This window comes from Marinobacter sp. UBA2498 (assembly GCF_002341575.1).
GTDB classification, from domain to species: Bacteria; Pseudomonadota; Gammaproteobacteria; order Pseudomonadales; family Oleiphilaceae; genus Marinobacter; species Marinobacter manganoxydans.
This window is the reverse complement of the sequence record NZ_DDOI01000145.1, coordinates 9301-21764: the sequence shown is the minus strand read 5'-3', so window position 1 is coordinate 21764 and position 12464 is coordinate 9301. Positions and strand designations below refer to the sequence as shown.

General features: G+C 56.9%; 12 protein-coding genes and 1 pseudogene. 4 read left to right on the top strand and 9 right to left on the bottom strand.

Annotated features, from left to right (window positions below; translation table 11 throughout):
• The coding region (locus B2W52_RS20105) for a thioredoxin family protein (RefSeq protein WP_286803972.1) at positions 1 to 655 on the bottom strand (655 nt) is incomplete at its 3' end.
• Between the two features lie 259 nt (positions 656 to 914).
• Between B2W52_RS20105 and B2W52_RS20100 the strand changes: the two genes are divergently transcribed.
• Both B2W52_RS20100 and B2W52_RS20095 read left to right on the top strand, forming a co-directional pair.
• Positions 915 to 1670, top strand: coding sequence for a DUF3581 domain-containing protein (locus tag B2W52_RS20100; protein WP_008172632.1), 756 nt, complete (start codon positions 915 to 917; stop codon positions 1668 to 1670).
• Positions 1651 to 2127, top strand: a complete 477-nt coding sequence (locus tag B2W52_RS20095) for a peroxiredoxin (protein ID WP_008172631.1) — start codon at positions 1651 to 1653, stop codon at positions 2125 to 2127. Before B2W52_RS20100 ends, B2W52_RS20095 begins: the two co-directional genes overlap by 20 nt.
• A 77-nt stretch (positions 2128 to 2204) precedes the next feature.
• Here B2W52_RS20095 and ahpC read toward each other — a convergent pair whose 3' ends face one another.
• From ahpC to B2W52_RS20060, 7 genes and pseudogenes are all read right to left on the bottom strand, one after another.
• On the bottom strand, positions 2205 to 2768 hold the full coding sequence (ahpC, locus tag B2W52_RS20090) for an alkyl hydroperoxide reductase subunit C (RefSeq protein WP_008172630.1): 564 nt from the start codon (positions 2766 to 2768) through the stop codon (positions 2205 to 2207).
• A gap of 162 nt (positions 2769 to 2930) precedes the next feature.
• The gene (locus B2W52_RS20085) at positions 2931 to 3830 is read right to left on the bottom strand and encodes a BCCT family transporter (RefSeq protein WP_286803971.1); all 900 of its coding nucleotides are present in this window, start codon (positions 3828 to 3830) and stop codon (positions 2931 to 2933) included.
• A gap of 53 nt (positions 3831 to 3883) precedes the next feature.
• Complete coding sequence (locus tag B2W52_RS20080) at positions 3884 to 4147, bottom strand: hypothetical protein (RefSeq protein WP_273069221.1); 264 nt, start codon at positions 4145 to 4147, stop codon at positions 3884 to 3886.
• A 196-nt stretch (positions 4148 to 4343) separates the two neighbouring features.
• Complete coding sequence (gene betA / locus B2W52_RS20075) at positions 4344 to 6029, bottom strand: choline dehydrogenase (RefSeq protein ID WP_286803970.1); 1686 nt, start codon at positions 6027 to 6029, stop codon at positions 4344 to 4346.
• A gap of 25 nt (positions 6030 to 6054) precedes the next feature.
• Positions 6055 to 7198 (bottom strand): annotated as a pseudogene (locus B2W52_RS20070) (aldehyde dehydrogenase family protein).
• A 63-nt stretch (positions 7199 to 7261) separates the two neighbouring features.
• Entirely contained in the window at positions 7262 to 7855 is a 594-nt protein-coding gene (gene betI, locus B2W52_RS20065; protein WP_273072871.1) for a transcriptional regulator BetI, read from the bottom strand.
• Positions 7856 to 8050: 195 nt separating this feature from the next.
• Entirely contained in the window at positions 8051 to 8263 is a 213-nt protein-coding gene (locus B2W52_RS20060) for a hypothetical protein (RefSeq protein ID WP_053113332.1), read from the bottom strand.
• A gap of 240 nt (positions 8264 to 8503) precedes the next feature.
• On the opposite strand from B2W52_RS20060, the gene B2W52_RS20055 reads away from it, so the two are divergent.
• Positions 8504 to 10978 (top strand): 7TM diverse intracellular signaling domain-containing protein, encoded by a 2475-nt coding sequence (locus B2W52_RS20055; protein WP_273072873.1) that lies wholly within the window; start codon positions 8504 to 8506, stop codon positions 10976 to 10978.
• Here the strand turns inward: B2W52_RS20055 and B2W52_RS20050 are convergent.
• A complete protein-coding gene (locus tag B2W52_RS20050; protein WP_092030693.1) occupies positions 10936 to 11709 on the bottom strand; it encodes a CLCA_X family protein in 774 nt (257 codons plus the stop codon). The two genes, B2W52_RS20055 and B2W52_RS20050, sit on opposite strands and share 43 nt — an antisense overlap.
• 163 nt (positions 11710 to 11872) lie before the next feature.
• Between B2W52_RS20050 and B2W52_RS20045 the strand changes: the two genes are divergently transcribed.
• Positions 11873 to 12464, top strand: a 592-nt coding sequence (locus tag B2W52_RS20045; RefSeq protein WP_286803969.1) for a molybdopterin-dependent oxidoreductase, incomplete at its 3' end; no start/stop codon positions are given.

Sequence of the window (12464 nt, the reverse complement as noted above, 5' to 3'; positions counted from 1 at the left end):
CAATGATCAGGACCTCAAAGGCGTCTTTCTGATTGATTTTCTCGGCGTCTTTCTCGCTGGAGCTGGTGTCCAGCTTGGCAACAATTTCTTCCAGGGTCATACGGCCCTGGCCCCAGGGCTCACCGTTCATGTAAACGCTGGGAACCGCCATGACTTCGCGCTGCTCCACTTCATCCTGGAACAGGGCCCCATCGATAGAGGTGTTCGTGATGTTCGGGTTCAACACGCTCATCAGGTTCAGGGCCTGAACCACGTCCGGGCAGTTCTGGCAGGACAGCGAGAAGTAGGTTTCAAACTCGAACCGGCCTTCCAGAGACTGGATCTGCTCGATCACATCCTGGGACGCCTTGGAGGGATGACCACCCACCTGCAGCAGGGCCAGGACCAGGGAAGTAAACTCGTGGCCCATGGGGATGCCCGCAAAGCGAACGCCAATATCGGTGCCTACTCGGTTGATGGCGAAGGACGGACGACGCACGTCATTGGATTCTTCAGTGCGGAGACTGATCTTGGAAGACATCGGCTCCAGCTCTTCCAGCAGCTCCCGGAGTTCCTGGGACTTCTTGCTGTCGTCATAGGCCGCAACCAGCTCAATCGGCTGCTGCAGCTTGTCCATGTAGGCCTTGAGCTGTTCCTTGATATTGGCATCCAACATAGTCTGACTTCTCCTTTAAATTTCGGAACTAAGTATTTGAATCAAATACGGTGGTTAAGTTGAGTTGGTGCAACAATACGGCCCCGCCACTCAATGCTCAAATTAATTGACCCAAACTGTTTGATAGGGCTTTGCTATACCTCCAGATTCACCGCTGCTCGGGGCTTGACCAATAGCGCATATCCACCGAAAGCCTGCCGCAGTATGATGTTGTCATATCGTCGCAACATCATTCTCTGGTATCCAGAATAGGCAACGCATGTTTCTAGACCGTTTCCACTCCGTCCAGGACGGACACGTCGTAATTTCCGCCCTGCAGGCAAGCCAGTTCGCCAAGGAAATCGCGGGGGATTTCAATCCCATCCACGACCCGGATGCCCGCCGTTTCTGCGTTCCAGGAGACCTGCTTTTCGCCATTGTGCTCGCCCGGTTCGGGCTGTCGGAGAACATGACCTTCCGGTTCCGCAGCCTGCTTGGAGAGAATGTGCCGCTCAAGTTCGTTGAAACCGAAAACACCATTGACGTCTGTGACGACGCCGGCAAAGTCTATATCGAGGTGGCCCGCAGCGGCGCGACAACCCGGGATGAGGAGTTGATCGAGACCATCACCCGTGCCTATGTGGCGGCCTCCGGCAAGAACTTCCCCCATACCCTGAAACCTTTGATGGAGTCTAACGGGGTGATGTTCAATCCTGATCGCCCCATGGTGATGTACGAGAGCATGAGCCTGGCCCTGGAGAATCTGGATCTGCCCTCGCCCGGGCTGGAATTGCACAACGCCACCCTGGAGGCAGCCGGTAAACGGGGTAACGTTCTTCTGGAATACCGTCTGACCGCCGATCACAAACCAGTGGGCGAAGTGACCAAACGGCTCGTATTAAGTGGTCTGCGGCCCTACTGTGCCGAGGCGATGGCCGGCGTAATTGAAGAGTTCTATCGCCTCAAGGCCCGGGGTGCCGACTATTTCAACAAGGACAACAGCGGAGACCATAGCAATGCCAATTCAGCCGGGTGATACCCTGCCAGACATCGAACTTCAGGTAATGGGCGAAAAAGGCCCTGAGAAAGTCCGTACCAGTGAACTCTTTGCCGGCAAGAAAGCCGTTCTGTTTGCTGTACCCGGCGCGTTTACCCCCACCTGTTCAGCCGCCCATTTACCCGGTTTTGTGGTAAATGCCGACAAACTGCGGGCCAAGGGCATCGACAGCATCGTTTGCACGTCAGTAAACGACGCGTTTGTAATGGACGCCTGGGGCAAGGCCCACAACGCCGAAGAAATCGTCATGCTGGCCGATGGCGTGGCAGAGTTCGCCAAGGCTCTGGATCTGACCCAGGATCGGACTGCGAACGGCATGGGCATTCGTAGCCAGCGCTACGCCATGATCGTGAACGACGGCAAGGTCGAGCTGCTGAATATCGACGCCCAGGGATTGGACCAGACCAGCGCCGAAACCATCCTAGAGGCTCTTTGAACCTCACTTTTTCATCAGACATAAAAAACCCCGGATTTTCCGGGGTTTTTTGTAACCAAGCTTTCCGTAAGGAGAGCTTAGATCTTGCCAACCAGGTCCAGTGACGGAGTCAGCGTTTCTTCGCCTTCCTTCCACTTGGCCGGGCATACTTCGCCAGGGTTCTTGCGAACGTACTGAGCGGCTTTCACTTTGCGCATCAGGTCGTCTGCGTCACGGCCGATACCTTCAGCAGTGATTTCCATGGCCTGGATAACGCCGTCCGGATCGATCAGGAAGGTAGCGCGGTCTGCCAGGCCCTGACCTTCGCGCATCACACCAAAGTTGTTGGTGATGGTGCCGTTCTGGTCGCCAACCATGTAGTAGTTGATCTTACCGATGGTCTCGGAGCTGCTGTGCCATGCCTTGTGGGTGAAGTGCGTGTCGGTAGACACGGAGAATACTTCAACGCCCAGCTTTTGCAGCTCTTCGTACTTGTCAGCCACGTCGCCCAGCTCGGTCGGGCACACGAAAGTGAAGTCGGCCGGGTAGAAGAAAAATACCGCCCATTTGCCTTTCACGTCTGCTTCGCTGATCTCAACGAACTCGCCGTTTTTGAAGGCGGTAGCGTTGAACGGTTTGATCTCGCTGTTAATGATGCCCATTAAAGAACTCCTTGTTGATGGATTCATAAGTTAATGAATTTGTGGCGCCCACAGTACGGATATCGGCGGTGCGGATAAAATTGATAATTCCCAAGCCAGGGATAGGAAAAACCTATCCCTGGCTTCTGAAGGGAATTTTTCCGCCACCCCGTTTATGGGGTCTTAGCCAGCCAGTTCAATCTTTCCAAAGTCCAGAATATTTTCTTTCGGTGACGCTTTAATGGCAGCCACTTCTGCTCGCTTGTTCGCCAGGATATAGACGAAGCAGCCAAAATACAGCGCAATCACCAGGGCGCCAACCCACTGAATCCGCAAGAAATCCAGCTGGAACAGCATGGTCAGACCAACCATCGCCAGGAAATTGAACACAACATAGTTCACCCGCCCGAGGTGCTGGGCAGTGAGATTGAGATTGTCGGTATAGAGCCGGATCAATGAATCCAGCGAGTTCACCACCATCAACACACCCACCGAAATCATGGCGAGATTGGTGAATGCCGCAATCTGCAGGCCTTCCGCGTGGTAGTGGTAAAGCACGGTAAACCAGACACCAATGGCGATGGACGGTACCACCAGCATGGCAATCAACAGCTGCCAGGTACGGATACCGCTCACAAAACGCGCGGTAAACTGGCCAATCATGATGCTCCAGGCAAACCACCAGAACAGGTAGAACTCGTGGTAGTCGTTAATCGGCAGGGCGAACTGGTGGATGTTGGCGAAGTACTCGCCGATCAATCCGGCGGTGCCAAAGAAGTCTGCCGGTGAGCCCGCGCCCATAACAAACGCCCGGAACCACATGCCCACGATCAGGGCAATAAACAACAGGCTCGAGCCCAGACTGAGGATGCGCACATATTTGATCTTGGAGCTGGAATAGACCGCCAGCGCAATCGAGGCAAATACAATGAAGTAGAACGCTGGCACCACCGATTCGCCATCACCTAGCATGGGCAGGTACCAGGGCAGATTCACCAGCAGCAGATAGGCGGTAAACGCACAGGTGCCGATGATCACCACGTTATTTACGACCTTTACCAACGGAATCTCAAAGAACTGCACCCGCGGCTCAATGATCGCGAAGTAAAAACAGGTCAGGAAATAGAAGCCCCAGATCAGGAACGCCCAGAACCCGAACTCGATAGCCAGGGGTTGGCAAAGCCGTACTCAGGGTTCGCAGACAGATCGCCATAGCCACCGAACTCGGTCAGCGGGAACATGATCAGCCCCACATCCAGACCGGAGGTGAACAGGATGGCGATAAAGGTGAAGGTGCGGACGGGCGTCACGCCGATGCACTGGATGTCCCACCATTTGTACAAAATCAGCACAATGGCGGCGAAGGTGAAGATCAGACCTGCGGATAACCAGAGTGTCATAACGTCCTCCGGTTACTTTCTTTCTTTTTGATAAACAGCATGGGTGTTCCTCCTCTACTTGGTTCGAATCGGACACAAACCCAGGACTTGCCTATCGGGCGCCCGAAAACGGCAGAACACCGTCGCGCTGATAGGGAAATCCTGAGGGCTTGCAAAACCCCGGGCGCGTTGCACGCCCGGGTGGGATGACGACGCGCTATGCGAGCGCGCGCTTTGCCTGTCCCGGTCGCTGACGTGTCTGCCACTGGTCGTCCATCACCACAGGCGCGTCAGAAGGTTGCAGGGGCTCCCTGCCCCGGATCAGATCGGCTGCCCGCTCGGCCAACATGATGGTGGGCGAATTCAGGTTGCCATTGGGTATGGTCGGGAAGATGGACGAATCCACCACCCTGAGATTCCGGATACCGTGAACCCGCGTCTCCGGGTCCACCACCGCCAGCTCGTCGGTGCCCATCTTGCAGGAGAAGGACGGGTGGTAGGCGCTCTCCACCGCCTGGCGGACAAACGCATCAATTTCCTCGTCGGTCTGGACCTCGGCACCGGGCTGGATCTCCGCTCCCCGGTACTCGTCCATGGCCGGCTGGTTGATGATTTCCCGGGTCAGGCGCACACAGTCCCGGAAGCCCTCCCGGTCTGCCTCGTGCTGCAGATAATTGAAGCGGATGGTCGGTGCCTGTTTCGGGTCGGCCGATTGCACATGCACAAAGCCCCGACTTTTCGGCTTGTTGTGACCAATGTGCAGCTGGAATCCGTCTCCGTTGAAGGCTTCTTTACCGTCGTAGCGCATGGCTGCCGGTAAGAAGTGATATTGCAGGTCGGGCCACTCGACGCCGGCCTTGGACCGGATGAAGCCACAGGACTCGAAGTGATTGGTGGCGCCCAGACCATCCTTGCGGAGAATCCAGCGAACACCGATCTTCAGCTTGTTCCACCAGTCTAGCTTGCCGTTGAGCGACACCGGCTGTTTGCAGCGGTACTGAAAGTAAAACTCCAGGTGGTCCTGCAGGTTCTCACCAACGCCGGGTAGCTCGTGCTTTACCTCGATACCAGCCTTCTCCAGTACCTCACGCTTGCCAATTCCGGACAGCTGAAGCAGGTGGGGCGAACCGATAGAGCCCGCTGACAGGATGACTTCCTCGGCGGCTTTCGCCTCGTGCACCTTGCCGCCCTGCTCGTAACGGACACCGGTGGCGGTTTTGCCATCGAGCAACACCTTGTGCACCAACGCATGGGTGACCACAGTCAGGTTATCGCGCTCCATGGCCGGGCGCAGATAGGCGTTCGCAGTGGACCAGCGACGACCGTTCTTCACGGTCATGTGCATGGCGCCGAAGCCTTCCTGCTGCGTACCGTTGTAATCATCGGTCTCGAAGTAACCGGCATCGGAACCCGCCCTGATAAAGGCCTTGTAGAGCGGATTCTGCATGTTATTGCCGTTATTCACACCGAGCGGGCCCTTATCGCCCCGGTAGTCGTTGCCGCCAAAGGCCCAGGTTTCGGCCTTCCTGAAATACGGCAGGACGTTGCGGTAATGCCAGCCAGTAGCGCCCTCGGAATCCCATTCGTCAAAATCCCGGGCGTGGCCACGGACATAGACCATGCCATTGATGGAGGAAGACCCCCCCAGCACCTTGCCCCGTGGGCAGTGCATGCGACGGTTGTCCAGGAACGGCTCCGGCTCGGTCTCGAACTGCCAGGCGTATTTCTTGGTCTTCATGGGAATGGAAAGGGCGGTGGGCATCTGGATGAAGATGCTCTTGTCGCTGCCGCCGGTTTCCAGCAGCAGCACCCGGTGGCGCGCGTCCTCGGTCAGGCGGTTGGCCAGTACACAACCGGCGGAACCCGCACCCACAATGATGTAGTCGTATCGATTTTCTGTCATACGCGCTCTCCTGTGTGGCCTGCGACTAAAAGGGTGCGTCCAAATCTTCCATGCCCACATACACCGATTTGATCTGGGTGTAGTGCGCAATGGTTTCGCGCCCGTTCTCGCGGCCGATGCCGGAGAGTTTGTAGCCGCCAACCGGCATTTCCGCCGGGGAAGCGCCGTAGCTGTTGATCCAGCAGATGCCGGCCTGGATCTGGTGAATCACCCGGTGGGCCCGACGGATATCGTTGGTGAACACGCCAGCGGCCAGACCCGTATCCGTGTTATTCGCGCGGGCAATCACCTCGTCCTCATCGCGGAAAGTAAGGACCGACATCACCGGCCCGAAAATCTCTTCCTTTACGATGGTCATATCATCGGTGCAGTCGGTGAAAATGGTGGGTTCCACAAAATAGCCGCCCTTGGAATCCTCAGGCTCGAAGGCCCGACCGCCGTGGCTGAGAGTCGCGCCTTCGGACAGGCCTTTGGCGATGTAATCGAGCACCAGATCCCGGTGTTTTGCGGAGATGAGCGCGCCGAAATTGGTGTCCGGATTCATCGGGTCGCCAGGCTTGATATTGTTGCGGGTGCGTTCCAGCAGACGTTCGATAAAGCGCGGGTACAGATCTTCATGAACAAACACCCGGGTGCCGTTGGTGCAGATCTCACCCTGGGTGTAGAAGTTGCCGACCATGGCGGCGGAAATGGCGTTCTCAAGATCCGCATCGTCAAAGATGATCAGCGGGGATTTTCCGCCGAGTTCCATGGTGACGTCTTTCAGGGTGGAAGATGCCGCGGCCATAACTTTCTTCCCGGTGGCCACTTCGCCGGTGAAGGAGACCTTGGCAATCTCGGGGTGGTGGGTCAGCCACTGGCCCACTTCGGCGGCGCCCTGCACCACGTTGAATACGCCCGCCGGCACACCCGCTTCGGTAAAGATTTCCGCCAGCTTCACCGCACCCATGGGGGTTTCCTCGGATGGCTTGAAAATCATGGCGTTACCGCAGGCCAGAGCCGGCGCGGGCACTTTCAATGGCGGCCTGCTGCACGGATTCATCCGCCACTTCCACTTCGTAGATAACCTGACCCGTGGCCGGGTTCACCACGGGGAAGGTTTCGCCGGTGCTGTTGGCCAGGAAACGGCCATGGACGAAATTCTGAACAACAGGAAGAGATGCAGACATAGTCGGTAATTAACCTCGGTTCGGTGTCTTCAGGCCTTGTGGGCCGTTCGAATCAATCTCGGCTCAGGCGGTTGCCTGGGCCAGTGTCTCGTGGACAAATTTCTTGCAGAGCCGCTCACCGGCTTCAAAGCTCTCTGCCGGGTCCAGGCTCAGGGCACTGCGCAACCAGAACCCATCGATCATTGCCGCGGTTTGCCGGGCGGCCTCGGTCGCCGCAGCCGGTTCAAGCACCTGTGCGAAGGAATATCGCAGGTTGCTGTACAGCCGGGCGTTGTTGATCTGCTGCAGCCGCTTGAGCCCCGGCTCATGCATCGACCGGGCCCAGAAGCTCAGCCAGGTCTTGGCCGCCAGCGCCGAGCGCTGAAACTCGGAAAAGTTCGACTCGATGATGCAATTGAGCCGCTGTTCCGGGGAGCGGTCGGTCTTGGCCATGCGCTCCCGCAGTTCCTTGCCCAGTTGATCGAGCAGATAACGCAGGGCCGCCTCAATCAGACCCTGCTTGCCGCCGAAATAATGGCTGATAATCCCGGAGGACATGCCCGCCCGTTTGCTGATGCTCACAATGGTGGTGTTCTGCATGCCCAGCTCGGCAATCGAATGCATGGTGGCTTCAATCAGCTGCTGCTTGCGTGTGTCTTTGACCCCAACTTTTGGCATGGCGGCTTCGGTTACTCGTCTTGTTTCCGGTGTTGAAAAGCAGCACCAATCAGCCCTGCTTTTTATTAATTGAACGTTCAATTAATAAAAATCTTACAGAAGCGAGGCGGGGAATTCAAACCTGATCAGAAAGCAGGGAAGCCTCGCGCCACTCTGATATGGCGCGGTTGTGACGGCAGGAAGGGCAAGCAAATATCAGCTATGGCGACGGTAATCCGGGTCTGTCCAGCACACAGGAAGCGCTTCACCGGAGGGAAATGCGAGTTCGGCTTTTTTAAACAATTCAGGATCCTGCGCCTCCTCTCCGTAATGGAGGCTGCCTCGCACCTGCTGGCTATGGGGATCAAACAGCGCCTGTGTATCCAGAACTTCGATCAGGTGCCCGGTTGCTTTTTCAGCGACGAACATAGAGGCCTCCTTGGGAATGAATGTCTCCTTTCAACGTAGCAGATGGGCCGCTATCGAGACAGGTGCTTGAGGGCTACGGGGAGCACAAAAGGACGGGTGGGCAAGGCGGAGAATCTGCAGATATGAGACATTTCGCTACATTAAATATTGGTTCTCGGCTTTTCCGGTGAAGAAAGGCTGTTAAGCTGATGATCAGGAAAATAAAAAAGCCTGATGGCGATATAACGGGGTCTACTGTTGGTGATCCTCAGCACTGCTCTGCGTATCTTTTTACTGAGTCTGGCGACTTTCACGTCGCAGTTTGCGCATGCGAATAGCGCCCCGGTCACACTTGCCTCAGAAAAACCGATTGAAAGCCATTTCCAGTACTGGGAAGACGCCAGCGCCGAAGCGGAACTGGCCGATGTTCGCGCCCTTCCCGATCGCGCCTGGCAGACCAATCCATCGGGTAAGGCCACCTTCGGGATTACCGATTCCGCCTACTGGCTGCGGGTTGAGGTGCAAAACCAGACCGGCCGCGACCAGCTTCTGATTGCAGAGCTGGGCTATTCCCAGCTTGATGACGTGGTGTTTCACGAGCTCTCCGGCGGCACCCTGCTCCGAGAATTCGCCACCGGGGACACCCGCTCTTTCTACCCCAGGGATGTCGACCATCCCAACATGCTATATCGATTCCATGTAGCCCCGGACGCCTCGAAAACGCTTTATATCCGGGTCGCCACCCAGGGCACGATGGTGGTGCCGCTGCAGATCTGGCAGCAGAATGATTTTTACGAAGCCGCTGCCAACGAGCAGAAACTGCACTTTTTCTACTACGGCAGTCTGGCAGTGATCATCCTGATCAACCTGGCCGTGTTCCTGACCCTGCGAGAAAAGCTGTACCTGTTCTACGCCCTGGCCATTTCCGGCTACTTCCTGTTCTTCGCCGCTGTGCGCGGCTATACACTTCAGCACATCTACCCGGGCGCACCGTTTCTTCACACGCATGTGCTTCTGCTGTCGATGCCATTCCTGGCGATGTTTTCGATACTTTTCTGCATGGAGTTCCTCCAGGTTCGCTCTAACAGCCCCAGGCTGTACCGGGCCCTGCAGGCTATGCTCTTGTTTGAAATGCTGTTTTTCCTGTCTGCGCCGCTGCTGGATTACGACACCGGTATCCGGGTGGCGGCCGTTTCCGCGTTCGCGTTCTTCTCACTGCTCCTGGTGGCCGGCCCTGTGGCCTGGGCTGCCGGTGTCAGGGCCGGGGTGTTCTTCACGATCGCCTGGACACCTCTTACGATAGGGGTCTCGGCAACGGCGGGGCGGGCCCTGGGCCTGCTGCCGGAGAATTTCTTTACCGAGTACGCCATGCAGATCGGCTCCGGGCTCGAGGCTTTCATTCTCACGCTTGCCCTCGCCGACCGCCTATACCGGGAACGGGAACAGAAAATCCAGGCTCAGGCCGATATCCTCAAACAACAGAAGGCCCGCAACGAAGCCCAGACCCAATTGAATGAAGCACTGACCCATGACCCGGTGACCGGGCTACCAAACCGGAACCGATTCGAATGGATGGTGGATGAGCAATTGCGGCAGAACCCCAACGGCCGCTTCATGGTGGGCGTTACCCGGATAACGCAGCTCAAGGAAATCAACCGGACCCTGGGCCTGGACCGTAGCGAACGTTTGCTCAAGGCCATGGCAGAGCAGATGACCCGTTTGGCCTCAGGCCTGCCCATGGTTCATCAAACCGTCGATGCGCGTGGGAACGATGAGCGGGTATATCAGCTGTCTGGCGACAGTTTTGGTTTGTTGGTGAACGTCAGTAAAACGGCAGACGACTTCCAGTCGCTGGATAACGCACTTAAACAACTGGCGGAACCCGTGTTGCTGGATAACATCGCCATAGAGCCCAATCCCCGGTTCGGTGCCGCCAGCTATCCGGAACATGGCAAGAAAGCCGCTCTGCTGATCCGCAATGCCCATGTCGGCATGGAAATGGCGCCTCATGGCCCGTATCAAACCGGCCTGTATTCCCGCAAGGATGACATCTATGACGAAAGCCGGCTGACGTTGATGTCCGACCTCCGGGAGGCACTGCACCACAATCAGACCGAGCTCTACTATCAGGCTATGAACGATCTCAAAGCACTCCACGAGATTGATCCGGAGCTGACCATCTCAGTGAATATCTCCGCTCGCGATCTCAGTTCTCCAGAACTGATTGGCCTGTTTGAAACCCGCATAAAGCGATATCAGCTACAGGCGGAACAGGTCATCATCGAACTCACCGAAACCGCGGCCATGGACGATCCACACCGGGGCCTGAAAGCCCTGAATGAATTGACGGCGATCGGGCTCAAGCTCTCAATTGACGACTTCGGCGCCGGCTACTCCTCACTCTCCTACCTGAAGAAGCAGCCCGCCAGCGAAATAAAGCTGGACCGCACCCTGCTGCAGGACATCGAGTCCAGCGACAGCGCCCGGATGATTGTGGAAACCGCCATCAGTATGGGCCAGGGCCTGGGTTATCGGGTGGTTGCCGAAGGCATTGAGACCGAAAAATCGGCACACCTCCTTGAATCTCTCGGAGCGGAAATGCTCCAGGGCTACTGGATCTGCCCACCGAATTCACTTGAAGATCTCAAAGCCTGGCTGGATGTTGGAAGACAAGTCACGGGCCGAGGAGACGTTTACTCCTCTGCCAAGCGAAGCGCCCGGCCAAGAGACGTGTAATAACGGTGAAACGCGCGGTTGACTCTTTCCCGTTGCGCGCCAACCGGATAGAGCCCCAGTTTTGCGTCTTCGGATTCTCGGGTTCCGCTCACCAGAAAGGCGTTCTTCACGTTTGCATCCTGCACAAACGCTTCAAACGCCCGGGCGCAAAGCTCTTCAGGCAAGCTGAAATATTGAATTCCTGCCGCTTTGTCCGCCCTCACCGAGCACCGGAAGAGCTCGCTGGGCTCTGCGCCTTTTTCGTCCAGCAGAATCGCCTTGAAGCAGGCCTGCAGTCGATCGTTCAGCGGATGCCGCACAGCGTCGTCACGGCCAAGCCAGAGCTTCGAAGCAAACTGGCCTCTGTGGGCCTCGCCGAAAAGTTTCTCGCCGATGTAATGATCAAAGGCGTGAAACCACTCGTGGGCGATGCTGCCGGGCCCGGCATTTTTGGCCAGTGAGAAGCTGCGCGTGGCCGGCGTGTAGTGGGCCGACACACCCGGTCGGCCGCCAATGCCATATTGAAGAGCCAGGGTGCCACGCAGGGAAACCAGAGACTCGGTGCCGCCAAGAATGGTCATCAGATCGCACAGGGCATCGTAGAACAGCGACGCACTGCGCTGTTTTTCCGGCTCGGTGACCCAGCGGCCAAGCTCGATGGAACGGAACTGGAAACGACGGCGGACGTCGAGAAAGGTAACCGGCGCTCCGGCTCGATGGTCCGGGCCCCGACGGTAAAAGGTTTTAGCCATGGGCTATTGTACGATGAAATTCCGGCCTGTCTTTCAGGCACCGAGAGAAACAGTATTTGGCGGGATTGACCGGTTTTATGTGAATTATGACCGTCTGATTTTCCGCCGGCTTGTGCCACACTGCCAGTACCAATAACGACAATATCCGGACCGAGTGTTTGCCATGACCGACACCCAGACCCATTACCGCACCTGTAACATCTGTGAAGCCATGTGTGGCCTCGAAATCCAGCATCGGGGTAGCGAGATCCTGTCCATCAAGGGCGACAGCAACGACCCGTTCAGCCACGGCCATATCTGCCCGAAAGCCGTTGCACTGCAGGATTTCTACAATGACAAGGACCGCCTGAAAGCACCTATGAAGCGCACCGCGGACGGCTGGCAGGAGATCAGCTGGGAAGCTGCCTTCGAGGAAATCGCCTCGCGGTTTCGCGGCATCCAGCAGGAACACGGGCAGGATGCGGTCGGGGTTTATCTGGGTAATCCAAACGCCCATAACTTCGGCAACGCCATCATGCTGCCGCGGTTCTTCAAGGCGCTGGGCACCAATAACCGCTACAGCTCCGCATCGGCGGACCAGTTACCACACCACGTGGCCTCCAATTACATGCTGGGTGCCGGCATGCTGATTCCGGTGCCGGACATCGACCATACGGATTTCATGCTGATCATTGGTGCCAACCCGATTGTTTCCAACGGCAGCCTGATGACCGCCCCCGGCGTCGGCAAACGCCTGAAGGCCATCCAGCAACGTG